The organism is Arthrobacter sp. MDT2-16, assembly GCF_054510925.1.
Map to the genome: position 1 here is coordinate 231,529 of NZ_JBTNDP010000001.1, position 24,511 is coordinate 256,039.

The window sequence follows — 24,511 nt, forward strand, 5'->3', positions numbered from 1 at the left end:
ACCAAAGTGTTGCGTTAACACAACATATTAGCAAGATATGCAAGCAATCTAGCTCGCCGAGACCCCGCCAAGGCCGAACGGTTCTACCGGTTCTACCGGTTCCTAGCTCTCTGCCCTGACAGGGAGAACGGGGCCCGTCAACTGCTCGCCGAAGTAGGAATCACCGACTACTCCTCGTCACATAACCGGGAACCGGACCGTTCACGCACCGTAGAATAAGTGAACACTTACGTGACAATCCGCGGCCCCGTCTCATTGAACTTTCCGTTTGTCCCGTAACCGGTCGTTTGTGCCACCCCTCCTCCGCGGGTCGCAGGCCGACCTGGCAGCGGGCCAGATCGTGTTGCAGTTAGGGCACCATCGCCGGGTATTTTTTCGGGCGGGGTATAGGGGAATGGCGCCGATCAAGCGCCAGTAGGTTATGTCGATCGGCACTGGCCCCGCTCTCGGTGTCGCGGTGAGCGACCGGCTTACGGGAGGGCTTCGGTGGCGGCTTCCTAACTACGATCGGACAATGACGAGCTTTCTGGAGCAACCCGACTGGCACACCACACCAACGCCACAGGTGCCAGTTACGAGGGCCACCGCGCAGAAGTGGCTTGATGCGTACGTGACGGCGTGGAAGACCTACGACCAACGAGCGATTGCCGATTTATGGTCGGACACTGCGGTGTGGCATTACCCCTTCCAGACGCGAGCATCAGGACGTGAGGAAATAGTCGCCGAGTGGATGAGTGAATGCGACGCCTTCGCCGGCGAGTCCTTCGACGCCAAGTACTATCCAGTCGTCATCGAGGGCGACCGGGTCGTTACTCACGGCCGGACTGTCTTCTACGAGCCGAATAGCGATCGCGTCGTCACGGCATATGACAACATCTGGTTGCTGAGATTCGATGAATCAGGCCGGTGTGCCGAGTTCCATGAGTGCTACGCCGGTCGCCCGGAGGATGAACCAGACCGAGCAGTCCCTGAGCACTAGATCAACTGAGAAAAACCCATCGACCGCGCGATACCGCCCTTACAAGGATCCGCTGGCGGTCGCTGGCGGCCGCGGGCCGGGACGTGGTCAGGCCAGCTCTCACCGATGCCTCCTGGTTCGAACACCTGCTCGACGAACCCTCATACTTCCGCGACGAGCTCTTCTCGTGTCATGCGGGCTGCATCGTCCGAGGTGATTCCTGCCGTCCCGAGCGTGGTCCGTCCGACAATGAAGCCGTATGTCCCACTAGCTGGTCCGTTGATCCACAGGAGGTCATACGATAAGGCCCCACCGGGCTGGCGTCGCTCGCTGACGCGGAACACTTCGTGCTCGACCATGACGTCAAAGGGATCCATCCGGTGATCCTAGAACCCACTCCTCCATACTTGGGCGGTATGGGAAAGAACTGGCTTATTGCTGTCCTGGTGGGAGTGCTACTGATTTTTATAGCGGGCATGATTTATTGGTTCTTGCACCCTCAGCTCACCCTCACGCTCGAGGACGTGATGGACGCCAAATACACCGGGAAAAACGTCTCCACCGACGTCGTGGAGATCACCGACACGGCGTGTAACAGCGACATCAGGTGCGTCGAGGCATACAGCACGGTTGAAGCCAACTAATACCGCTTCCGGACCCACTCCACGGCGATGGAATACGAGGCAAACCTCGACGACGGATTCAGCGTCAATTACTTTGTCATGGACTTCGATGGCAAAGACGCATCCGTGGACGACCAGCTGTTCGCGATGCAGATCCTGGCCGGCATGTGGAACGACTACGAAGGCAATTTCCCCGCCCGCTGAAGGATCCTCCTACGGGAATGGCGCTCAGCGGGGAAGATGCGCTCAGCGAATGGTGGAGGCAGTGTCCTTCATGAATGATTCTTCGCTTGTCTCGCTGTGACGAATGATGAGGGAGGCCGTGACGAGGATTACGGAGAGTAAGAAGCTAGTAAACAAGAGCACCACGTAGATCAGCGATACCAGCACGGCTGCTGGTGCGGTGTCCCAGATCTCGGGTAGTGACAGGAAGGTCAAGCTGTTTCCGACGCCGAAGTTCGTGTTGATGATCGGGCCCAATACAAGCAGAGCGACTGCCGCGACTCCGAACCGCGCTCCGAACGTCATCGTGGACTTTGCCAGCGTTGCACCAGACATGTCACTCCTTAGTTCGACCTACGTCTTTGTTCCAAGAAGCGGAACCCCATGTGCCTAAGTGTGGACCCAGGTAGTTACCACATCAACGCTTCCGCGGGATTGAAACCCACCTGTTAGCCATACGTCCCATGGCTGAGTGCGGTGAAGTGATCGTGATTGGTTCCTTCCACTGGGTTTCGCTGGCGGTTCATGTGGAGCTCAGTGTCTGCGTCCCGATGACGGATAGCAGTTGCAGCTTGTCGTGGCTCTCACTGCCGGGCGTTGCGGTGAAGACCAGCAGTGTCTGGGTCTGCTCGGGGTCCAGGAGGCTTTGGCAGTACACGATCAGCTCCCCCAGCTCGGGGTGGAGGAGGCGTTTGTGTTCGCTGTACCGCCATCCCACGGGGTGCTCCGCCCAGACCTGCGCGAACTCCGTGCTCGTGATCTGTAGGGCGTCGACGACGTCGGTTGCACGGGATCGGGGGCCTTCTCGTGTCAGGACTTCCCGCAGCTGAGAGGCGAGGACCCTCGATTGTTGGGGATGTTCCTCGACCGGGTACAGGTTCCGCTCACTGTCGTCGGTGAACCACCGGTAGATGACACTGCGGGCCAACCCGTGATGAGCCCGTTGGTCGCCCAGGAGCGCCAACCCTGGTTGGGTTTGAAAGAGTGTCTCGCCCAGGGAATTGAGGACGATGGCAGGGGTGTCGGCGAGTCTGTCCAGAACGCGCATCAGTCCCACATCGACGTGGTCTGTGCGGCGTACACGCTGCTGGGTGTCGTAGCCCACCAGGTGGAACAGGTAGTCGCGGTCATCCAGGGATAGGCGCAGGCCGCGGGCGAGAGCTGCGAGCATCTGCTCCGAGGGTTTCGGGCTATGACCGCGTTCCATCCGCGAGTAGTAGTCGGCGGACATTCCTGTCAGAGCTGCGACTTCCTCCCGGCGAAGCCCCGGCGTTCGACGCCGCTCACCCTTGGACAGGCCGACGTCCTCGGGTTGAAGCTTCTCCCGCCTCGAACGCAAGAACTCGGCCAGCGCGGTTCTCTCCATACGAGTAGTTTCCAGCACGACTCGTGGGCCGGCCACATCCCAACCACTGCCTGATAGTCAGAGGATAAGTGGGTCCTTCCTCAGGCATGACTATCTCCGTAGCGTTGCCGAGCGTCACCAAGTCAATGGTTCTTGACCGGTGCCAACCCCACCACCGACCCCGTCCGAGCACGGATGAAGAAAAGAGTAGGCAATGACCAGTAAGTGGACGACGGCGGACCTGCCGGATTTGAACGGCAAGACGATCATGGTGACAGGAGCTACGGCAGGGCTCGGCGAAGTAACGACATGGGAGCTTGCCCGCGCCGGCGCACACCTGATCATGGCAGTCCGCAACGAGCACAAAGCAGCACACGTCGTCCGCAGCATCGGGCCGACGAAGGGACGGATCGAAATCCGCCATCTGGACGTCGCGGACCTCGAATCCATCCGTGAATTCGGGCGGAACTGGTCCGACCCGATCGACGTACTGATCAATAACGCGGGCATCATGCAAGTCCCCCTCGCGTACACCGGTGACGGGCTCGAGTTGCAGATGGCGACGAACTACTTCGGTGCCTTCGCCCTTACAAGGACACTCCTGCCTCACATCACCGATCGGGTCGTGTCCCTGTCATCCCAACTCCACCGGACCGGTCACGTCCGCCTCGATGACCTGGACTGGAAGACACGGAAGTACGACGACCTCGCCGCGTACGCGGATTCCAAACTCGCCGTCATCCTGTTCTCCAACGAACTTCAGCGACGCCTGAAGGCATCCAACAGTCCCGTTCGTTCCATCGCCGCCCACCCTGGCATCGCCAGGACCACCCTCGCTTCGCACGCCGGTGGACTGACCGGTCGCATCAATTACCTCGGGCCGATGCTCAACACCGTCGAGCAAGGCGCCCTCCCCACCCTCTACGCGGCAACACAGGACGTCCCCGGGGGCTCCTACGTCGGCCCCGACGGCTTCGCGAGCATCAAGGGATACCCGAAGATCCGCCAACCATCCCGCACCGCCCGCAACGAGAACCTAGCCCACGACCTGTGGGAGAAGACGAATAAAATCGTCGGCAAGGATTTTGCCTTCATGCTCTGATTCCTACGTCGACCAAACATTCCCGATCGCGGCCGGCCTCGGGGTCAGGGAAGCGATGGCGTCTGGCCCCCCGAACCATCGATGACAAATGCGCGATAGCCGATCGCTAGATGACACTCCATCGAGCCCTAATAATGCCTGTTCTCCCTGCAATCACGAAGCGTCCACACATGCCGCCATTCTGCCCGACCCAACGAACCCGATGGTCGTGGCTAGAGGCGTCAACAATCAGAACAATCGGCACTCTCCGAGTCATTGGAGCATTCGCCCCCGTTATTGAGGCCCAGCGGTCAGGGGCGATAGTGAATGTCCTTTCCGTCTGTCTTGGGTGACCGCTGCGGGGTCCGGGTCCTACTCGGTCGCTGCAACCACGAAATGGAGCATGACCAACGGGGTGCGAGTGGAACTCGCCGGCCGGAACATCCTCGTCCAAGGCGTCCACCTCGGAGGAACCGACACGGACATGATGGCCGGCGTCGAAGGCCCGAAGGTCCACTCGGCAGAGGTGGCAAAAGCAAGCCTCGCCGGAATCGAAGCCGGGGCAATCGAGGTCCTTGTCGATGACCCGAGCCGTTTCGTCAAAGCAGCCTTTGCCGGAGACCCCGCCCCCTCTACGGGTGACTCCCTCACTTAAAGTCCCCATCCAGGGTGTTCACCTCGCATGATAAAGAGCCCAGCAATCATCCTCTAAGATCGGCTTTCCACCTCTCATTACATGATTCAAACCGGACACATTCATGTACCTTCGAATAAATGAACACTTACGGGACAAGTAGCGTTTCTCTCTCAGCAGAGGTGCCTTTTCGCGTGAGTAGCGATCTTTCTTGTGCGGTGACGGGCGGAGTCACAGGGGGCCGCGACGTTCTACTAGAGGATCGAGGTGAGTACCCCTCCATCGGCTCGCACCGCGGCCCCATTCGTTGCGGACGACAGGGGGCTTGCAAGGTACACGGCCAGGGTGGCGATTTCGTCGGGCTCGATGAACCGCTGGAGAAGCGAGGTCTGGTTCCCACTGATGATTATTGCCTTGAGATCGTCTGTCGCGAGCTGTTGTACCTCCGCTATCTGCTCCACCGTCTGAGCTACCCCGTCGGAGTAGGTGGGTCCGCCGAGGATCGTGTTGACCGTGACCCCGGTACCACGGGTGAGTTTGGCGAGTCCGTTCCCCAGGGCGAGCATTCCGGCTTTGGTGACGCCGTAATGGATCATGTCTGCGGGGATGTTCACGCCTGATTCGCTGCTGATGAAGATGATCCGGCCCCATCCTGCGTCTACCATCTGTGGAAGTAGGGCCCGTGAGAGCCGCACACCACTCATGAGGTTCACGTCGAAGTAACGTGCCCAGTCATCATCAGAGGTGCCCTCGAAGGGCTTCACGTCGAAGAGCCCAACATTGTTGACGAGAATGTCGATGCCATCGAGCGACGCCACGAGGCGCTGTACCTCGGCGGGGTCACGGAAGTCGGCGGCGATGCCTGAGACGGTGCCGCCGGGTACTTCTGATTCCAGTTTCCGTACCGCATTCTCGACCCGATCCTCGGTGCGCCCATTGATGACGACCGAGACTCCCTCATCGAGAAGGGCCTTCGCGGTTGAGTAGCCAATGCCCTGGGTGGAGCCGCTGATAAACGCTCGCTTCGTCGCCAACTGCATGTCCATGCTTCGTCGTACCTCATCTATTACTTGACTGGGAAACTAAACTCTAGGGTTCGATAGTTGCTTGGTCAAGTAAACAAGCGGCGGGTCCGGGTTGGTTCTCGTACTGTGGTCATATGACTGATACCCGCCGGCCGGAAGATCTTGCGGGGGACGACCTCGAAACGTGGGTGGGACTGGCAACAGTTCTGGAGTGGTTGCCGCCAGCGCTCGATGCGCCATTGATGCACGACTTCGGCCTGACGCACTTCGAGCACGGCGTCCTCTTCGCTTTGTCCAACGCACCCGAGCAGACCCTTCGCATGAGTGAGCTGGCTGGCTTCGCCAACAGTTCACTGTCACGACTGTCCCGCGCAGTCGCACGACTCCAGGGCCGGGGCTTGGTGCAGCGCGCCCAGGACCCGAAGGACGGCAGATCAACCCGGGCAACCCTGACCGATGTCGGACATGAACTACTTGAACAGGCAACGCCGGCTCACGTCGCCACAGTGAGGAAGCTGGTCCTGGACCCGTTGACGGCCACTCAAAGACGCCAGCTCCACAACATCACTACGCGCATCCAGCAAGCCATCCGAACGGACGAGGGATGGCGGCCACCACAAACCGGCCAGTCTCCCGCTACCCCTGAGTAGAGCGGACGGCCCTGAGCTTCACCCTGCGGACTCCACCTACCTACACCCGGCTGATCCGCTAAAGGTATTGCGCCATGTGCACCGCGCACAACAAGCTGCACAACAAGCCGCACGTAGGGCAATCAACTTCTGTCCCTTTATCGTCTCGATTACGGCGCTTCGATCAACAATCCAGGGCTGCACTTGAAGTGTTCGCCCTGCTTTTTTCAACACGTTCCGAGCAGGGGCTGAAGCTTGTGCTGGTGAACGCTTTATACGGGTCAGGGGTGGTTCCAACCCAGTGCGTCTCCAACCGCCTTGATCCCTTCGAGCAGCGTGGTGTTGAATTCCACGCCGAGCTGGTTGGGGATGGTGATCATCACCATGTCCGCAGCATCGAGGGCCGCGTCGTGGCGTAGCCGTTCGACGAGCTCTTTCGGTTCACCGTAGAAGCTCGGCCCAAAGCGGCTGCTGATTCCTTCGAGTTGCCCGACCCCTTCACCTCCGGACCGTTTGCCGGCGAAGTAGGCGCGCGTGGCGTCATCGACGATGGGCATGATGCTACGGGCCACGGACACTTGGGGCGCCCATTCCCAGCCGGTTCCGTGCCAGGCCTTCCTGAACCCGTCGATCTGCTCGAGTTGCAGCCGGTCGAACGGGATGTCCTTCTCATCCTGGATCAAGGTGGAACTCATCAGCTGCATTCCCTGCTTCGCCGCCCAAAGCGCTGAGTGGAGGTTCCCGGCGCCCCACCACACGCGTTCGCGCAGAGTGTCCGAGCGCGGGGTGATAGGCAGCTTCCGGCCTCCCGGGTACAGCTGAGGATTCGGTGCGGCTATGGGTCCTCCCTCGAGAGCCGATAGCAGGTCCGCCGTCCGCTCACGAGCCATATCGGCGTCCGAGGATCCCCGTTCTGGCTCATGCCCGAAGTAGCGGTACCCGCGGTCCGCGTGTTCGGGTGAACCACGACTTACCCCGAGTTGCAGGCGCTCACTCGAGAGCAAATCAGTGGCTGCAGCCTGCTCCGCGAGGGAGAGCGGGTTCTCATACCGCATGTCGATCACCCCTGTGCCGACCTCCAGTGCCGTGGTCCTCGCCGCGATGGAGGCCAGCAGAGGAAACGGATTGGCCTGCTGCTCGGCGAAGTGATGGACGCGGAAATACGCACCGTCGATGCCGATCTCCTCCGCCGCCACGGCCAGGTCGACCGACTGGCGAAGTGACTCCCCCGCGGAACGCACACGTGAACCCCGCTGGTCACTCCAGTAATTGAAGGACAGAAACCCGATCTTCTTCATGATGCTCACTCCCTTACCCGCTGCAGGCTCTTCCGCAGGACGGATCGATCTGCAGCATACAGACCAAGTAGTTGACACGTCAATTACTCTCCAGGGCCTGCTGTGCGCATTCAGTGCGACACGGCGTCGGCTGCGCCCGACGCCATGAACCCTTGGTCAGCAATATAATTGACACGTCAATTACATGGGCGTAGTGTTCTGAGTATCGGCCGGACGGAAGCTCCGACCAAGAACCTCCAACAGCACTCTCAGAAAGTAGGACCCCATGTCCAAGGTCATCGTCTTCGGCGCCACAGGGTACGCCGGAAGCAACATCACCACCGAGCTCGTCTCCCGCGGCCACGACGTCCAGGGCGTCGCCCGCCGTTCACCGGACACCGCCCCTGAGGGTGTCTCCTTCAGCACCGGATCCCTGCACGACGCCGAAACGGTCCGTACCGCTGTCGCGGATGCTGACGTCGTCGTCGTGTCGCTGCCGGCCAGCGCCACCGAGGACGGCGGACCGCGTCTTGTGGATTCCATTCCTGCGGTCATCGATGCCGCCCTCGCCGCCGGAGCGCGGCTCGGCGTGGTCGGTGGAGCCGGGTCCTTGCACGCCTACGACGGCGGACCCAAGGTCATGGACCTCGAGGTCTTCCCGGCGGACTTCCGCCCCGAAGCCCAGAACCACGCAGACGTCCTCGAAGCCCTCCGCGAAGCACCGGCCGACCTGGACTGGTTCTACCTCAGCCCTGCCGGTGGCTTCGGTGCCTGGGCGCCGGGTGAGCGCACCGGCACCTTCCGCCTGGGCGGTGACGTCCTGCTCAGCGACGAGAATCACCAGTCGAATATTTCCGGTGCCGACTACGCGATCGCGTTCGTCGACGAGATCGAGCAGCCCAAGCACTCCCGCCAGCGCTTCTCCGTCGCCTACTGACGCCGGCGCAGCGGGGCGGCTTCGCTCCCTGGGGCCACCACGAACACGCACTCGGGTCATGACGTCGATCGTCTGGGATGATCGAACCTTCCCAGGAGCTGCCGGACCGGCAGCTCCTGGGCCCACCCTCGGGTCGGGAAATCGGTCCGGCGGTGTCGGGACGAGATAGCAACAAGGAGAACAGGCATGGACGAGACAACAGTCCCGGTAAGGACCAAGCGTTCACCCACTCGGGACGAACTCGCTGTCTGGCGGGACTATATCGAGACCTCCGAAGCCGTGAAACGTGCCCTCACCGCTGACTTCCAGGCAACCTCAGGCATGTCCCCGGGCGACTACGGAGTGATGCTCGCCCTCAGCGAGGCACCAGACCGGGCACTGCGCTCCTCGGACCTGGCGGAAACCATCGGATGGGAACGCAGCAGACTCTCCCACCACCTCCGCCGCATGGAGGATCGTGAACTGATCACCCGTCACAAGGTCGATGGTGACAGCCGCGGGGCGACCATCACCCTCACCGATGCCGGAGCCGACCTGTTCCGCAGATCATCTCCCTCACACCTGCGTGTGGTCCGCGAGGTCTTCATCGACGCCTTCAACCCCGAACAACTCGACGCCATGCAAACAGCCGTTCAGGCCCTCCGCACCCACCTCCAGAACCGGCCCACCACCGGCTGCTGACCCTTGCCCCTACTCGGGGAGATAGATGTCCCGGACATGTCCTTCCCCGAGGACATCACGACCAGCTATTGGTATCAACATATGGTCCCTTCTCGGGCCCGCTCATTCCTGCGCGCTGAACTACATCCTCCCCACCCGCGAGGCACCGTACCCAACACACTCACCCGGCAGCCGCATGCCCTCGTATGCTGTGGCACTCCTTCCTCCTGCCCTTCTTTCCCACCTTCACCTTGTACTTCTTCAGAACAGGACTGTCATGCTCATCGCCCTCTGGATCCTCGTCGCCTTGCTCACCATCGCCTTCCTCGGCGCCGGCTTCATAAAGCTCGTCAAGCCCCGCACCGCGTTGATCGACGGCGGCATGCCCTGGGCGGAGGACTTCTCCCCCACCACGATCAAACTCATCGGGCTGCTCGAGATCGTCGGCGCGCTCGGCCTGATCCTGCCTCTGGCCACCGGCATTGCCCCCGTCCTCACCCCCATCGCCGCCACCGGGCTTGCCATCGTGATGATCGGAGCTGTCGTCGTCCACCAGCGCCGACACGAGCCAGTCATTCCTCCGGCCGTACTCACCGTCCTGTCGATCACCACCGCCGTCCTGGGCTTCACAACTCTCAGCTAGTCCCCACCCCACGGATCACGGCTCACGGGCCGGATCATGATCAGGAGAACACTATGCAGTACCCCATCGAGCTCGGCTTGGACACGTTCGGTGACGTCACCGAAACCACCGATGGCGTCCTTATCAGCCACGCACAAGCCATTCGCGACGTGGTCGACCAGGCGGTCCTCGCCGACCAGCTCGGCCTGGACTTCTTCGGCCTCGGCGAGCACCACCGGATCGAATTCGCCGTCAGCGCCCCGGAAGTGGTCCTCGCCGCGATCGCGGCCCGCACCAAAAACATCCGCCTAGGATCCGCCGTCACCGTACTCAGCAGCGACGACCCCGTCCGCGTTTACCAGCGATTCGCATCCCTCGACGCCCTCAGCCAGGGCCGCGCCGAAGTGGTCCTCGGCCGTGGGTCCTTTACCGAGTCCTTTCCCCTGTTCGGCTACGACCTCGCCGACTACGAGATCCTGTTCGAGGAGAAAATCGAACTGTTCGCGGAACTCCTCAAGGACGCTCCCGTCACCTGGTCGGGCACCAAGCGCGGCAGCCTCACGAACCAGTGGGTCTACCCCCGCCCCGAATCAGGCACCATAACCACCTGGGTAGGCGTTGGCGGATCCCCCCAGTCCGCGGTCCGGGCAGCCCAGTACGGACTGCCGCTGATGCTCGCAATCATCGGAGGCGAACCGGCACGCTTCGAACCCTACGCCGATCTCTACCGGCGGGCCCTGGCAGAACTCGGCAAGCCGGCACAGCCGATCGCCATTCACTCCTCCGGCTACGTGGCCGAGACGGACGAGGAAGCACTTGAGACTGTTTACCCGCACCACATGGCGTTCATGGAGAAAGCCGGCCGTGAACGGGGATGGCCGCCCTTCTCCAGTGCCCAGTACCTCCAGGGCGCCGGACCTGACGGTGCCCTCTACATCGGCTCCCCCGAGACCGTGGCTCAGAAAATCGCCAAGAACCTCCGGCTCCTCGGCGCTTCCCGCTTCGACATGCGCTACAGCATGGGCCTACTCGGACACACCCACCTCATGAACAGCATCGAACTCTACGGAACCCAAGTAGCACCCCGCGTCCGCGAACTCATGCACGAACAGACGCTGCCCTAACCCTGATCCTTGTCCTTCTGATAGCCGAACCTCCCGCAAGCCGAGCAGGGAACACGTTTCACAAACCTAAAGCTTTACAAGGCGCTCGAACGGGTGGGGCACCGCCCAACCACTCCCCCGGAATCATGAGCTTCACCTTGTCTCATGGACTTGTCTTACCGTATTTCGTCTCAGAAGTGCTTGGTTTCGAGGTTTGTGAGCCACGATTCAACATCGTGAACATGCTCCGGGATCGCGGCATCCTTGCCCGGTCCCTGTCCGATGGGATCGATCCGACGAGGTCTACCGGGCGGCTCAGGGTGCGTCGCTGGTACGGCCGGGATGAGGAAGTTCGCGACGGCGTCTCTGAACATGTCGGCCTGTCCCTGAAGCTCCCGCATGAAGGTTTCGGAGGGCTTTGATCCCATCGGTTGCTGAGCGAGAGCGCAGGTTGCTGATGCTTGTAGTCGAGTTGCGCCGGCCATCGCAGCACTGGCTTGCAGGCTCAGAAGTGCCGTGGTGATCTCCTCCTCGTCATGGTCCCCAAGAGCCTGTCCGATGCGCTCTATCCGGCGACCCAGGCGTGCATCGAAAGTGAGCAGGAAGTCGACAGCGACGGAGAGGTCGACGTCTTCGAGAAGTTCCGCGATCGCGCTCGCATCAAGGGCGGGGATCATGAAGCACTTTCGGATGCTCGTTACCCATGCTTGCATCAGCGCCCAGGGTTGACCGAGGCGAGGTACTGCTGCATCGCGACCTTCGACACCCGGTTGGCGACTCTAGGCGTGTTCAGGGTGCAGCGTCGCATCTGCATCGGTTTCAATCCACCCGGTGAAGGTGGTCCTGAGGTGAGCCTGAGTGGGAGAGGCACAGAATGGGCCGGCCGCGGCCGCTGTTTCACTCAGAGGAGCGACACGGATGAGCCGGAAAGGCTCATCTCCAGCGCGGGCTCTGATGGTGACGGCGTTACCGGCCCTGCTAAGCCGCACTGTGACTTCCCGGTTAATCCACTCGGGGACAGGTGCCACTGACCAGTCGGAGACCCCATGTGTGACGACGGCACCAACCTGTGGGATGCCGTCGGACACCTCCACGCCGGCCTTGATCCACACAGATTCCGAGACGTGCAGATAGATCCCTGCCTGGTCGAACTGCTCCGTGTAATCCAAAAGGAATGAGACCTCTACCGCGCCTTCTACGGGGAACGGTGCCAGCAGGGCGTGCGCGCTGTCATGGACGAAGCCGTAGGAGGTGTGCCTCCAGGCGTCACTGTTCTCGGCTGCGGTTACCAGCAGCGTCCGGCCGTCAGCGACCACGCTCACGGGAGGGTTGCTCCACGTACCCCGGTTCCATACATCGTGGGCTTCTCCAGTTGCTGGTGTCACGTCACATCCCCTACATCGGTCGCTCAATTCATCAGCTCTATTCAAGCAGCGGCACATCCGATAAGACGGTGAGGATGCCGCTGAGGGAGCCCTCGGCGGGAATGCCAACGGCCGGAGTTGGGGTGACTCCTCATGCCGCCTCATGTGTTCCTGGGCAGCAGCATGCATGGTGCGGAACTTCTCGCCTGACTCCACGGCCGCAACGACAGCCGTGTCCTCATCACGCTGAAGTGCGTCGATGACGTCCTGGGGTAAGTCGTTCTCGCCGGCGAGGTACCACCGCGCGACAGGTGATCCCGAGCGCACGATCCGACGGGCGCGATCATGGTCCACCGGAAGACCCTCCGACGGAGTGTCGAGGCGCTCGATCTGGAAGTGCAGGTGCGGCGGCGAATTGTGACGTCCTGGCTGATAGGCGGGACTGACGTTCAGCGAGATCCGGGCCGGACCGCCGCTCCACATGACCCAGTCAGGCCCAAGCCCGTTCCACTCTGCCCAGCGTTGGTCGTCCAGGGACCAGGTCGGCCAGCCGGGACTAACCCCGTGACGGGACACACCTGCGAGCCGATCGAGTCGTCGTGCGAGGTCCTGGCCTGCTGTGAAGATCGCTGCCGCGTCCTCGTCGGTCAGGAAGACCGCGAGATTTGGGGCGTGATCCGAAGAAATCAACGACCAGGACGGTTCATCAGGGCAATGCCAGTGCCCTCCGTCGATTGAGCGGCTCCAGCCTGTCGCGCCGATCCCTGCTGCTAGGGAATCTGCGTCGGAGAGCAAATCTCCGCTTACCGCTGCATGGCTCAAGGACAGCACTTTGTCGAGAACCGCGTCGGTCGTCATCCCGCTAGTCAGTCAGCCAGCTCTCCACGTGTCAATGAGCTCACCGGAAGGCGATCCTGTGGTGAACGCGAGCTCGCACGTAAGGTGAGCAGATGAATATGGGGGCGGAAGCGCTGTTGGCAGGGCCTCGTGGGCGACGCCTGTGCCTGCAGCTTGTGACGGAGCTGGATCCATCTGTCAGGTCTGCAGTGTTCTGGCTCGCCCATGACCTGGATCCGGGCAGTGGCACGTCCCGGGTACTTCTAGTTTCCATCTCAGACGACGACGCTGAGCTGCCACCGCGGCCCTCGCTCACAGACCTTCTCAGCGCTCTGGCCTCATTCGAGGTCACACAGGCTGGGCCTGAGGCCATCGATCGCGCGTTGGCTGAGGCGGTCGACACATCACGTCCCTGGCAGGAACCTGACGGAGAGGACGTCCTCGCCGTCCTTCCCGAGGTGACAGCTGCCCTCACCCCACTCGCCCACCACATCATGACGTCACCGTCCACACAGTGGTGGTTGCACAGCCGGCAGGTCGAACAGTGGGCCATCGACTGGCGATCACCCGATGATCCAGCACCTCTACCCCGGGAACCATCACAAACCCTGGCTGCATGGGCTCGCCGTGCACGCGACGAGGAAGTGCGCGCCGCCAAGGAACGGCCCCGAGATCCTCACGCCCCCTGGTCGGGTACGTGGTGGTCCTTCCCGCAAGGAACCCTGCACACGGTGGGGCAGATACCCCTGGGCTTGAATCTCATCGAAGACTCCTTTGGCTGGGAGCAGGCAACCGTGATCGCCGTGCGCGGTACCGGCCGCACCTACGAAATACGCAGTGGTGAGGACTGGGTGTCCCTGTGCCGTGAACACCCCTTGGAAGTCACCGCGTCCCGACGTCATGACTGGTTCCGTTGCACCGGACACGATGGCAGGTGGGTGATTCCGGACTGGGAAAAGTTCGCGGAGCGGTGGGACGCGGTGCACCTGACAACCCTGGCGTACCTGACGAGCGCCAACTGTCCGCTGCACGTCGACGCCGACACGTCCACTGTCATCGCCGGGTGGAACCCCGACACGACCATCTGGCTGACCAATGCCGCACGCGAGTGGGAAGACCCACGCCAGCACTGGCAACGCACCGCCAATCAAGAGACCTGGACAAGAACCATCAGCTAGTCCGGCCGGACGCCTTTCAGCCTGCCCTCCAGGAGGACGGTTCCCCGGACGCTCCCTTTCGTGGCACATGACGCATACTGCCCCCTGTCACTGAGATAACAGGGGGCAGTATGTTCAGAGGCTGGGCACCTGCGGTCCTTAACCGGCGTAGCCCTCGGTGGAACCACCCCGACCGTCGTTGTAACCATTCGACGCCTCGTGCCCGACATCAGCGTCGGATTAGTTCTCGGCTACTACGGTGTCCGCCCAGTACCTCGGACAGGTCACCGGCACCGGCGATCAAGTGAATAGGGTCTGCATGTCTCTTAGATCGAATTGCCGGGCGACAGCGATCGCACTTTGAGATCCGAGGTGTGGATCTGCGCCGGCCCGGAGCAGATCGCTGACTATTCCCGCATCGCAGCGGAACGTCGCGGCTGCGAGTGCGGTCTGACCCATGTCATTTACCCGGCTGGTGTCCGCGCTTGCACTGAGGAGCGCTGATACCGTGTCTGCCCGTCGATTGTACGCCGCGAGGATGAGCAGTGTGTCGCCTCGAGAGTTCGTCAGGTTCACTGGAATACCCGAACTCACAAGACCCATGAGCTCATCAGTGTGTCCCTCCCGTGCGAGCTCGAAAACCGAGTCCAGAAACTGCAGTTCGGCGTCGGTGAAGTCGGGCTTCGCCGTAGTTTCGTTCATCTTGCCCGCGCCCTCTCGCCCGAATTCATACCCTTGAACCTCCGCTGGTACGCCGCGAATGGCCCCGCAGGCGGTGCCTGCGTGACGAAGCTATCAACAAGCCAGGCTCCGCCGACTGACACAAAGCCGAAGGTAACAGAACCCGCCACCATCGGATAGAAGTGGAACATAGAAACCGGTTCCGCTACAACAATCAGCCACTTCTCGTGTGAGTCGCAGCGGTAAGTGGAGCGAAGGTCGCAGCGCTTTATGGAACATCGCGGCCACGGCCTCCAGATCTTCTCCGTTGCCCCTGGAGACACCGACACCCCGATGAACCCCGGAGCGGGGAAGAACAAGCGCCAAACACACCAGGTGGTCGACACTGCGTGGAAAGCCATGCCCACGAAAGCGCCCTCCGTCGTCGACGGACGCATGAACAGTCTCGTTGCCGCTTTGTCGACGCGGGTCCTCAGCAAGCACTTCGTTCTCCACACCGCAGAGAAGATGATGCGCTCGAAAGCTTGATGCCCGAAGCAGCCCGGCAAAACCAGCCGCCTATCAAATCGAGCACCGCGCCCGGCGCCCACACATGCCGGAGTCGTCCCACCGCAGGATGGTCTTTCGGGACGTACGGGTCAGCTACCAAGCAACGCGAGATCCGTGCTGCCTACGGTTGCGCTTAGGGCCCGGTATGGACGCCACTCATGGTGCTGGGTTCTGTGGCGGCGGTCCTTGGCGGGGCCGACTTTTTCGAGCACTCCGAAGGATTCCTGCGATGACAATGACCATGGCCGCAGCGGTTGCCCACAGAGGACCGGATCCCCGGACTCCAGCTATGACGGAATAGATCAGTACTATCCCCGCGAGAAGCAAACCGAACCATCGTGGTGCACTTATTCCGTCCCCCTCATGCGTTGCCGCGAACGGTGTTCACTGTGCCACAGAGGCGCATTTTTTGTTCGGACAGGTGCAGAGAAAGGGGTCGCGCGTACCCCACTGTTCGCAGCCGAATCCTTGAAGAGTCGTGGGCGGTTCAGGTCAGTGGCGGGCCTGAAGGAATGGGCCGCGTACTTTTGTGGTCATTCATTTCGCCAGAGCAGGAGCTCGTCTCTCGGGCAGTCGAGCACACTGCGGACCGGCTCGAGCGTCCTTCAACGGGACACTCAGCGGGATCGCATCTGGCGACATGCGGCGAGGGATCCCTTGACACCTGATCCACGAATGATGTGTCAGACGGTGCCGGCTATTTCCCGGAGTGCCCGTATGTGTGCGTCGAAAGCCGCTCTTCCGGGTCGGGACAGTGACAGCCACATCACCCGGCGCGCATCACTACGATCCGCCGACGCCGTCTTATCGGAAACAACGTACCCCGCAAGGATCAACGTCTTGACGTGCTTCGACAGTGTTGCGTCCGAGACCTCCAGGGCGGTCCGGAGAACCGCGAAGTCGAGCCGGTCGACAGGGCGGAGAAGCCCGCAGATCCGCAAGCGCAGCGGCGCGTGTATGACGTCGTCGAAACGCGCCTCACCCACGGCGGAGGTTCTGGGCCGCGGAGCGATAGGCCACTGACGCCAGCCATGTCGTGAGGGCGAACGCCATGATGCTGGTAAAAGTGACGGTCCAGTGCAGGCCGAAGGACACCAGGCCGAGAGAGACGCTGAACAGCGCCAGGCAGCCGACGACGATACCGACCACGGCCAATCCGGCCCGCAATCCCATGCTCCCGAATCGGACGCCAGTCTCTCTCTGGATCAGGTAGATGATCACGAACACAATGGCCAGGACGAGCCCACCTACCGCTGGCGGCTCGTAGTTCTCGCCAGGGATTGTAGCGGCGGCTGCGCTGACCCACCACGCTGCCACTGCTCCTAACCCTGCAAGGAGCAACCAGGGAACCTGGATACCTGCCGCGAGCCGGTCACGGTCTACGGCAAGCCCCTCCAGCGCGTGTATGGCTTCATCGCGTGAGGGTCCCTGATGATTAGTTTCCATGGTGGAAAGACTAAAGGTTTGTTTCCGTTGTGGCAAGTCATGTGCGTGTTCTCGCGTCGACACCTACTGCCTCTGTCAGCCCAACGTCGTCATGAAAAGCAGTCTTGTGGCCGTATAGCGCCGGCTGATGCCTTGGTGATCGTCCGTCGATCAGGACTGCGGGTGACCGCAATGGTGCTTATCGTCGGTGCATGGAACTTGTTTCCCTGACTTCGGAGAACCTCGGTAAGGCCGTGCGCATCACGCTCCGACCCGAACAGGAAGCGTTCGTAGCGCCGGTGGTGCAATCGATCGCCGAAGCCTACGTCAACCCCACGGCCTGGCCGCGTCTTGTAGTCGACGGGGACGAAGTGCTGGCCTTCATCATGGGGAACTTCGATCCCGACCACGAGATCGAAGCCTTCCGTGCCGGGATCTGGCGGCTCAATGTGGCCGCAACCGCTCAGGGTCGCGGGGTGGGACGGTTCGCCGTCCGTAGTTTGGAGGAGGAGGCGCGAAACCGCGGCGTACGACGCATTTCTGTCCTGTGGGAACACGGAGAACACGGCCCGGAAGGGTTCTACCTCAAGCTCGGTTTCGTTCCGACAGGAGAGGAATTGTTCGGAGAGGTAGTCGCATTCAAGGATTTCGGTCCCCGAGAAGAAGGGGTTCTCTAAGGATCTCTTCAGGTGCAGTCCTTTCCGGCTCTACCGGATGAGGATGTTGGTATGGACCTCAACCCAGTTGTCGCGCTTCAGGTCAGCGCTGTCATAAGAGTCCATGACCAGCGTCATCTGAGGCAGTTTCGAGCCTCCACCTGGCGAGACGGTGACTAGTTGACCATTGCCGCGGCCACAACCTCCAATGAAGTCATCGTTATCGACCGCGTACGCGCAGTAGCCCTGGTCGTCGTTCATCACCCCTACGAAGTAGGCGACCTGATGCTGCTCAGCGACCTTCCTGACCGAGTCGGCATTCACGCTCTCATCGATGACGACGTCTGGTAACCGGTCCTCAGCGGCGGCCTCCCGATCCAAGGCCGCGATGCCGTATTCGGCACTACTGCATCCGCTGATCACGATCAGCGTTGAAACCAGGACTGTTGCCGCTGCTGCCTGCTTGAAGTGCATGATCGTCCCCCTCGGTAACCGCCACAGCATTACCTGGTGATGACGCTACCAACGGGCGCAGGCTCATCTGATGCGTGACTGGAAGTGCAACAGCACCATCCCGCAGGAGGATCCTCGTGTGCCCAGGCTGCCGCCGCGTCCGAGGTGTTGCGGGCGGAGCGCCAGCGACAACCCTGGGAGCACTGGAACCTGAGACCGTGCGAGGCATCGATGAACGACGCGCAGTGATCGGCGGCATCGTACTCCCGGTCGAAGCCAGCTCCCCTATGGACATGCATCCCCGACCATGCACACGCAGGTGACCCGATCCTGCCCTGATCCCGCGACGTCTACCCGTCGTAGCGAGCATCGGCCGACTCGCCGGTGTTGACCGCGCTTGTGCAGTGGTGACTCCGCTCCACGCGTTACTTGAGGAACCCTCTCAGCTCGCTTCTGGTGCTCTGGTGTCCCATGCGGTAATCGTTGATCCGTCCGCGATAATAGCGAAGTCGCCACACAGAGTTGTTGCCTGACTGGCGGCGTCCTCGGGCATCCACTCCGCCTCGAGCTGTGGTGCCGACGGCGCGGTGGCTGCGTCCTCACACTGTGCGGGAAGCTGCCCGCCCGGCAGGGTGAAGCGGGTGATCGGGCGGGCTTCGGCCGTCGTGCTGAACTTGATCTTCACGTCAGTCGCCTCTCTCGGAATCCAGTTCTGCAACTCAATGGTCCCCTCGTCCATATCACTGGCCTTGGCATAGGACGATTCCTTCTCGTGGTTCGGGTCACTGAGCCCCGCGCAGGAGGACAACGTCACCATCGACAGGAAAGCGAATCCGCCGATCATGAAGCGGCGGGGAAAGGACTGCAGGGACGTGCTATTCACGGACGAACTCGTTGGAAGACTGAAATGTGCGCTTTCCACTCTTGTCCCGACAAGCAGCCGGCGCATCGCACCCAGAGACGACCAGCCCTCCTACCCTGGTCGCACAAGGGTGCACCGACCCTCTCGGGAAAACCTCCCCCCCCCTCGCAGTCGAGGGTGACTCACCACTCCCTCCCAGGGCGGAGGGTCACTATGAGTAGGTCGCACCAAGCCCCGATGTGGGCAGACGTCACAGCTAGAAGCATGGAGGCAATGACAACGAAAGGTACCTCCATGGACAATCCGGCATCCCGCACCAGGAGCATCCTGAACCTCCTCAAAGTGCTCCTAGTTACCACCCTCACCCCGTCGGGCACGTGGATGACACTGCTTGAAGAGGTTCCCCGGGAGCGACGCGTCACATTGACCTCACCCCAATCCCGTACTGGCCGGCAGGCGAAGGGAATGAAGCGCGGACGACACGTGCGTGCCAACGAGCGGTCCCATCACGCACACAGGGCCACGCAGTCATCGGTCATCGCATGCTCGACCCCACTGACGTCCACCATCTGACATAGCGCCCAACACGCCACTGATGGCATCAGGAGCGAGGAGTGATTGCTGCTCTTGTAAATCCTCGCGGTAAGGATGGGAAATCAAACGCACCAAGCTCAGGACCACGAGCACAGCTGACGTCACTCGAGTCCGACCAGCATCGGGCCTGAACCTGAATACGCGGGTATTCGGCAGTCACCTCGACGCCGACCTCCATGAAGAGTTTCCTCCACCGGAGTCCCCGTGGCGCGCTACGCAGAACACCTCGGAAAGCCTGGATCTGGCCATCAAGCGGACGCTCGTGGGTGGTATTCAGAGGTTGAGGGTCCGTCCCAGGATGGCGTGTGCGGTGTCGGCCAGACTCGGGCGCCTTCGCAGGCGGTTCAGCACAGGGTCCATGAGCAGGTTTTCTAAGGAGCGCATCGAAACGTACCGGAGTGGTTCAACTTGCTCGGAGAGGTCTTCTGATCCAGAAAAGGTGCGTCACCTAGGATCATGCAGGAAAACCGGGCGCGCACTCAGGATCCCGTTGCGGTTCACCTCCATGTGTGTGGGGTATACCCGCCCGTATCGGATGAACCCGTCCTGCAGCGCCTTGTCCGGAATCTACTGGACCTTTAGGGAAGCGATGCGACGGGTGAACACATCGCTCCTACCGCGCATACTCGACCCGCAGCACGAGGACTTTGAGGGCTTCGTTAGCGCAGATGCTGAGGAGCGCGAACAGATCCCGGGATGCCGCGTGATTCATCGGCTCCACGAGTTGACCCTCCATGACTAGTCGGTCACACCGGGCTTCCGTATTCCCGCCCGGTAAGCGAGGCTATCGGACGCAAATGGCCCTGGCTTTGGTGAAATACGTCCACGAAGCCGCTTTGCACCGCGATGACCGCGAGTTCGACCCGGCTGAAGACTCCCATGGTGGTCATGATCCGGGCCAGGTCCGCTTTGATGGTGGCGACGCTGACGTGAAGGAGCTTGGCGATCTCTGCGTTTGTGTAGCCTTTGACTACTTCCCGCAGGATGGTGGTCTCCCGGCCGGAGAGGGAGCGAAGGCGTGCAGCTACTTTGGGGCTGACTGGTTGCGGGCCTGGGTAGGACCGGGTCTCGTGATGGAGGGAAGTCACGTGGCCGCCGTGGTGCACGATGCGCAAAGTTGCGCCGATGTCTTGAAGACAGTCCCCGCCTGCGATGAGGATTCCCTCGAGGCGCGTCTGGCGGGTTGCCATGAGCTGCACAGCGAGGGCTTCATCGGTCAGGACCACGATCTTCAGCGACTCGTTGATGGCACGAGCAGCTCGGGCGACCCGTCTCACATCCGCTTCGGTGTTGGCGCTGAAGAGGAGCACGTCAGGGGTTTCGGCTGTAATCGCTGCCATCGTGGAGGACTCATCGGCACTTGTGCCGATGACGGTGATGAACGAACAGGGTTTGAGAAGCTGCCGTAACCCGGCGATTGTCAGGACGTCCTTCGACGCCAGATGGACCTTCACATAGTTCTGAGACCGTGCTGCAATGCGCATGTTCCCCCACCTGCCCCCCGGGCGGCCGACGCTGGCCACTTGTTCAGTGTCCCTGACCACTCGGGTACTTTCCACCGATTACTCAGGCTACTTAGTAGCCGTTCGGCTAAAGATGTCTAGCCGCGTGGCCGTGGCGCCCGCTCCAGGGGTGGTGTGGCATAAGACCTAGGACACGTTTACAGGAAATTCTCAGGTCTCTCAGCCGATTCTCAGGTTCAACGGCGTCCTGCTGGCTCGCTTTACTCAGGAAAGCATTCTTCAAAGGGGAAACATCGTCATGGCTCAGCACAACCGACTTCTTGCCGCAGGTTCGACCGCCGCTCTCGTAGCTGGCGGTCTTTTCTTTACCGCGGCCCCGGCTTCGGCCGCACCGAATACCGCAGAGTGCCTCGCTGCCCAGGACCTGTTCCGGGCGGCTTTGGCTAACGCCGAGACGGACCAGGCGCTCTCGGATGAGTTGGGAGCAGCTCTTCAGGCCGTGCTCATTGCCCTGGCCGAGCGTGACGCGCTCGTTGCGGCCGTTCCCGGTGACATAGAGGACGCTCAAGCCGCCTTGGACGCGGCGCTGATCGTTCTGGCCGACGCGCAGGCTGACGCCGAAGGAGCTCAAGAGGTCCTCGACGATGCGGAAGAGGATCAGGAACCCCTTGACCAGGCCGTAGAGGACGCACGAATCGATCTCGACATCGCAGTGCGGGCCCTTGCGGATGCGCAGGCCGATGTTGACGCCGCAGTGACGGCGCGGGCGAACGCTGTAACCCTTCTGGCGCAGCTTGAGGCTGACGTCGTAGCCGCTGAGAACAAGGTCACGATCGCCGTCGGTGTTCTGGCCGACCTGAACGCTGACGTCAATGCCGCCCGGGATGCCCTCGACGACGCGGAGGAAGACCAGGTGGCTCTGGACGCCGCTGTGGACGTCGCGCAGGACGCCCTCGACGCCGCCGAGGAAGACCAGGAAGCCCTCGATACCGCTGTCGCGACAGCGCGAGTGAATCTTCTTGCTGCCGAGGAAGATCAGGAGCCCCTCGACGCCGCTGTCCTCGCTGCGCAGCTCAACGTCAACCGCGCGGAGGAAGCCCAGCTCGGTTTGAACGCGGCTGTCACCGCCGCAGAGACAAACCTTGCCACTGTCATCGCGGCGCAGGTCGGACTGAATGCCGCCGTCGTGACCGCGGAAGGCAATCTCGCCAATGCCATCGCTGCCCGGCCCGTCCTGGCAGGTAACGCCGCCGATCTCACGCTCCGGCTCGATGCTGCCGTAGCGGCCCTTCCCGGGTTGCAGGCCGCCGTCGACGTCGCCGCCGCGAATGTGACCATTGGTGCCAACACCGTCAGTGGACTGCAGGCTGAGGCCAACATCGCCGCTGGGGTTCTGAACGAAGCACTTGCCATCCAGGCCGGAGTGATCGCTCAAGCTCAGGGCGCCGTCAACGTAGCCAGCCAGAACGCCGCCGCCACCAACACTGCAGTCCTCACTGCGCAGGCCAATCTGGCCCTTGCGGTCGGGACCGGAGATCAGGCACTGATCAATGCCGCAGCAGCAGCGCTCGACCAGGCCAACGCGAACAACACCGCAGCACTGACTGTCCTAGCGACCGCACAAGCAACCCTGGTGGCCGTGTCCGTGGACTCCCCGGCTGTCGTCGCCGCCCGCGTGAATCTCGCAGCAGCCACAACGGCTCTGGCCGCTGCCCAGCTGACGCTTGGCGGCCTGCAGGCCACGCTCGTCGCGGCCGTGAACGCCGATACCGCAGGCGAGACTCTCGTGGCGAACCTTCGGGCGGAGCTCGGCCTCGCCAATGGTGCTGTGGTCGCGAATGAGCAGGCCATCATCGCACTGGGGATCGAACTCGATGATGCCCGGACCGATGCGGCCGCCAATGTGCAGGCCACCGCCGCTCTCCGGGAGATCCTCGCCGATGCGCAGGCCGATCAGGCTGAAGGCATCAGGACGATCGAGGCCCTCCAAATCACCCTCAATGTGGCCCTCGGTGAGCAAGCCGACGGTGCAGAGAGGGTTGCGGCCCTGCGGGCAACCCTCGACGCAGCCATCGCACTCCAGGGCGAAGGCACCGCGAGAATCACAGCCCTGCGGGCAACCCTCGACGCAGCCATCGCACTCCAGGGCGAAGGCACCGCAAGGATCACAGCCCTGCAGGCGACCCTTGATGCTCTCGAGGACGATCGGGACGCCGCAGCAGCAATCCTCGCCGATCTGCGCATCGAGCTCAGGGATGCTCTCGCCGTACAGGCTCAGGCTGAAGTGGACATCGACCTGGACGCCCTGCAGGAGGACATCGACGACGCCCGCGCAGCACAGGTACGTATCCAAGCGGGAATCGATCTGGTCGCCCTACGGGCTTCCCTCGCCACGGCCGTCGCAGCAGCGGCTGAAGGACAAGCCGACGTTGACGCGGCTCAGTCCGATCTCGATGCCGCCCTGATTGCGTTGGCCGCCGCCGAGGATCGTGTTGACGAAGCCCGCGACGCACTGGCCGCGGCCGCGAACCTCGAGGCGATCATCGCTGCCAACGCACGCCTGACTGCCGCAGTCGCGGCAGCGAACGAGATCCGCATCGATGCCGACGCGATCAGCATCGACCTCGGTGCCCTCGAAGACCTCTTCGACGCCGCGATCGTCGCCTGCTCCGGCACAATCACGATCGACATCGACATCGACATCGATGGGGACGGCAACGTCGAGGTCATCGTCGGTGGCGGAACCGGCACCGGAATCGGTGGCGGAATCATCACCGGCACCGGCGGAACCGGCGGCCAGGGCTCGACGCTCTCCAGTGCCAACCGTGGCATGAACGTCCAGACCGGCACCGCAGTGGAGAGCACCTCCGACAGCGGAGTCCCCCTGGGCGGAATGCTCGCCGCCAGCTTCGGGCTCCTCGCTGCAGCCGGCGTCTGGGCACGCCGCTCACTCAAGATGAACGACCAGTAACCCCCCTCTCCCCCGAGAGCACCCTGATGAAGTAGATTCTCCGGCCCCGTTGAGCAGCCCCACCCTGCGAAACGGGGCCGGACCACTTCACACCCAAACCCACGAGCCAAGGACACCATGGAGCAGCAACCCCAGCAGCCCCACATTCGAGATGAACGGGAAGCGAGAAACCCCCTTCCACCCGGGTCGGCCAAGTCCCGCCGACCGCGCTGGCTGGCGTTGCCCCTGATTGCTGGAACCGGACTCGCCCTCGCTGTTGCCGTGATACCGCCGGCCGCATCGGAGGGATCACCCGGAACAGACCCGTCCAGCAGCATCTCGGCCCCGGCAACACCCGTACAACCCGGCACAACCAACCCCACCGATCCGCTACCTGACCGGTC

26 protein-coding genes are annotated in these 24,511 nt (G+C 62.1%); 13 read left to right on the forward strand and 13 right to left on the reverse strand.

The genetic code is table 11. From position 1 onward, the window contains the following. Positions 1-514 precede the first annotated feature (514 nt). A complete protein-coding gene (locus ACX80N_RS01125) occupies positions 515-979 on the forward strand; it encodes a nuclear transport factor 2 family protein (protein ID WP_459337947.1) in 465 nt (154 codons plus the stop codon). A 140-nt stretch (positions 980-1,119) separates the two neighbouring features. Here the strand turns inward: ACX80N_RS01125 and ACX80N_RS01130 are convergent, their stop codons facing one another. Next, entirely contained in the window at positions 1,120-1,335 is a 216-nt protein-coding gene (locus tag ACX80N_RS01130; RefSeq protein ID WP_459337948.1) for a hypothetical protein, read from the reverse strand. Between the two features lie 3 nt (positions 1,336-1,338). On the opposite strand from ACX80N_RS01130, the gene ACX80N_RS01135 reads away from it, so the two are divergent. Both ACX80N_RS01135 and ACX80N_RS01140 read left to right on the forward strand, forming a co-directional pair. Continuing rightward, entirely contained in the window at positions 1,339-1,602 is a 264-nt protein-coding gene (locus ACX80N_RS01135) for a hypothetical protein (protein ID WP_459337949.1), read from the forward strand. A 27-nt stretch (positions 1,603-1,629) separates the two neighbouring features. Then, positions 1,630-1,785 carry a hypothetical protein gene (locus ACX80N_RS01140; RefSeq protein WP_459337950.1) on the forward strand — a complete coding sequence of 52 codons (156 nt, stop codon included), beginning with the start codon at positions 1,630-1,632 and terminating at the stop codon, positions 1,783-1,785. Between the two features lie 42 nt (positions 1,786-1,827). On the opposite strand, the gene ACX80N_RS01145 is transcribed toward ACX80N_RS01140, so the two are convergent. Beyond that, positions 1,828-2,139 carry a hypothetical protein gene (locus ACX80N_RS01145; protein ID WP_459337951.1) on the reverse strand — a complete coding sequence of 104 codons (312 nt, stop codon included), beginning with the start codon at positions 2,137-2,139 and terminating at the stop codon, positions 1,828-1,830. Between the two features lie 187 nt (positions 2,140-2,326). Continuing rightward, on the reverse strand, positions 2,327-3,169 hold the full coding sequence (locus ACX80N_RS01150) for a helix-turn-helix domain-containing protein (RefSeq protein ID WP_459337952.1): 843 nt from the start codon (positions 3,167-3,169) through the stop codon (positions 2,327-2,329). Between the two features lie 193 nt (positions 3,170-3,362). On the opposite strand from ACX80N_RS01150, the gene ACX80N_RS01155 reads away from it, so the two are divergent. Both ACX80N_RS01155 and ACX80N_RS01160 read left to right on the forward strand, forming a co-directional pair. Continuing rightward, entirely contained in the window at positions 3,363-4,250 is an 888-nt protein-coding gene (locus ACX80N_RS01155) for an SDR family NAD(P)-dependent oxidoreductase (RefSeq protein ID WP_459337953.1), read from the forward strand. 382 nt (positions 4,251-4,632) lie between these two features. Then, positions 4,633-4,884, forward strand: coding sequence for a hypothetical protein (locus tag ACX80N_RS01160; protein ID WP_459337954.1), 252 nt, complete (start codon positions 4,633-4,635; stop codon positions 4,882-4,884). Positions 4,885-5,117: 233 nt separating this feature from the next. Here ACX80N_RS01160 and ACX80N_RS01165 read toward each other — a convergent pair whose 3' ends face one another. Beyond that, a complete protein-coding gene (locus ACX80N_RS01165; protein ID WP_459337955.1) occupies positions 5,118-5,909 on the reverse strand; it encodes an SDR family NAD(P)-dependent oxidoreductase in 792 nt (263 codons plus the stop codon). A gap of 113 nt (positions 5,910-6,022) precedes the next feature. Between ACX80N_RS01165 and ACX80N_RS01170 the strand changes: the two genes are divergently transcribed. Continuing rightward, complete coding sequence (locus ACX80N_RS01170) at positions 6,023-6,538, forward strand: MarR family winged helix-turn-helix transcriptional regulator (protein WP_459337956.1); 516 nt, start codon at positions 6,023-6,025, stop codon at positions 6,536-6,538. A gap of 260 nt (positions 6,539-6,798) precedes the next feature. On the opposite strand, the gene ACX80N_RS01175 is transcribed toward ACX80N_RS01170, so the two are convergent. Continuing rightward, entirely contained in the window at positions 6,799-7,815 is a 1,017-nt protein-coding gene (locus ACX80N_RS01175; RefSeq protein ID WP_459337957.1) for an LLM class flavin-dependent oxidoreductase, read from the reverse strand. A 265-nt stretch (positions 7,816-8,080) separates the two neighbouring features. Between ACX80N_RS01175 and ACX80N_RS01180 the strand changes: the two genes are divergently transcribed. The 4 genes from ACX80N_RS01180 (at position 8,081) to ACX80N_RS01195 (ending at position 11,137) form a co-directional block, all read left to right on the forward strand. Then, complete coding sequence (locus ACX80N_RS01180; protein ID WP_459337958.1) at positions 8,081-8,731, forward strand: NAD(P)-dependent oxidoreductase; 651 nt, start codon at positions 8,081-8,083, stop codon at positions 8,729-8,731. A 186-nt stretch (positions 8,732-8,917) separates the two neighbouring features. Then, positions 8,918-9,412, forward strand: a complete 495-nt coding sequence (locus ACX80N_RS01185) for a MarR family winged helix-turn-helix transcriptional regulator (protein ID WP_459337959.1) — start codon at positions 8,918-8,920, stop codon at positions 9,410-9,412. 256 nt (positions 9,413-9,668) lie between these two features. Beyond that, a complete protein-coding gene (locus ACX80N_RS01190) occupies positions 9,669-10,034 on the forward strand; it encodes a DoxX family protein (protein ID WP_459337960.1) in 366 nt (121 codons plus the stop codon). Between the two features lie 53 nt (positions 10,035-10,087). Then, entirely contained in the window at positions 10,088-11,137 is a 1,050-nt protein-coding gene (locus tag ACX80N_RS01195) for an LLM class flavin-dependent oxidoreductase (protein ID WP_459337961.1), read from the forward strand. A 170-nt stretch (positions 11,138-11,307) separates the two neighbouring features. Here the strand turns inward: ACX80N_RS01195 and ACX80N_RS01200 are convergent, their stop codons facing one another. Together ACX80N_RS01200 and ACX80N_RS01205 are read right to left on the reverse strand one after the other, a co-directional pair. Next, entirely contained in the window at positions 11,308-11,793 is a 486-nt protein-coding gene (locus ACX80N_RS01200) for a hypothetical protein (RefSeq protein WP_459337962.1), read from the reverse strand. A gap of 102 nt (positions 11,794-11,895) precedes the next feature. Continuing rightward, positions 11,896-12,501 (reverse strand): DUF1349 domain-containing protein, encoded by a 606-nt coding sequence (locus ACX80N_RS01205; protein ID WP_459338457.1) that lies wholly within the window; start codon positions 12,499-12,501, stop codon positions 11,896-11,898. 1,547 nt (positions 12,502-14,048) lie between these two features. Here ACX80N_RS01205 and ACX80N_RS01210 point away from each other — a divergent pair. Then, complete coding sequence (locus ACX80N_RS01210; protein WP_459337963.1) at positions 14,049-14,495, forward strand: hypothetical protein; 447 nt, start codon at positions 14,049-14,051, stop codon at positions 14,493-14,495. 279 nt (positions 14,496-14,774) lie between these two features. Here the strand turns inward: ACX80N_RS01210 and ACX80N_RS01215 are convergent, their stop codons facing one another. The 3 genes from ACX80N_RS01215 to ACX80N_RS01225 form a co-directional block, all read right to left on the reverse strand. After that, entirely contained in the window at positions 14,775-15,176 is a 402-nt protein-coding gene (locus ACX80N_RS01215; RefSeq protein ID WP_459337964.1) for an ankyrin repeat domain-containing protein, read from the reverse strand. Between the two features lie 1,211 nt (positions 15,177-16,387). Continuing rightward, positions 16,388-16,690, reverse strand: coding sequence for a transcriptional regulator (locus tag ACX80N_RS01220; protein WP_459337965.1), 303 nt, complete (start codon positions 16,688-16,690; stop codon positions 16,388-16,390). Further along, complete coding sequence (locus ACX80N_RS01225) at positions 16,683-17,150, reverse strand: hypothetical protein (RefSeq protein WP_459337966.1); 468 nt, start codon at positions 17,148-17,150, stop codon at positions 16,683-16,685. The genes ACX80N_RS01220 and ACX80N_RS01225 overlap by 8 nt, the downstream gene beginning before the upstream one ends. 191 nt (positions 17,151-17,341) lie before the next feature. On the opposite strand from ACX80N_RS01225, the gene ACX80N_RS01230 reads away from it, so the two are divergent. Next, positions 17,342-17,806 (forward strand): GNAT family N-acetyltransferase, encoded by a 465-nt coding sequence (locus ACX80N_RS01230; RefSeq protein WP_459337967.1) that lies wholly within the window; start codon positions 17,342-17,344, stop codon positions 17,804-17,806. A 30-nt stretch (positions 17,807-17,836) separates the two neighbouring features. Here the strand turns inward: ACX80N_RS01230 and ACX80N_RS01235 are convergent, their stop codons facing one another. From ACX80N_RS01235 to ACX80N_RS01245, 3 genes are all read right to left on the reverse strand, one after another. Continuing rightward, positions 17,837-18,259: a hypothetical protein gene (locus ACX80N_RS01235; protein WP_459337968.1), complete on the reverse strand. Its 423-nt coding sequence runs from the start codon at positions 18,257-18,259 to the stop codon at positions 17,837-17,839. A gap of 421 nt (positions 18,260-18,680) precedes the next feature. Then, complete coding sequence (locus tag ACX80N_RS01240) at positions 18,681-19,121, reverse strand: hypothetical protein (protein ID WP_459337969.1); 441 nt, start codon at positions 19,119-19,121, stop codon at positions 18,681-18,683. Between the two features lie 1,319 nt (positions 19,122-20,440). Next, the gene (locus tag ACX80N_RS01245) at positions 20,441-21,178 is read right to left on the reverse strand and encodes a helix-turn-helix transcriptional regulator (protein WP_459337970.1); all 738 of its coding nucleotides are present in this window, start codon (positions 21,176-21,178) and stop codon (positions 20,441-20,443) included. 277 nt (positions 21,179-21,455) lie between these two features. Between ACX80N_RS01245 and ACX80N_RS01250 the strand changes: the two genes are divergently transcribed. After that, positions 21,456-24,128 (forward strand): coiled-coil domain-containing protein, encoded by a 2,673-nt coding sequence (locus tag ACX80N_RS01250; protein WP_459337971.1) that lies wholly within the window; start codon positions 21,456-21,458, stop codon positions 24,126-24,128. The last annotated feature ends 383 nt before the right edge of the window (positions 24,129-24,511 follow it).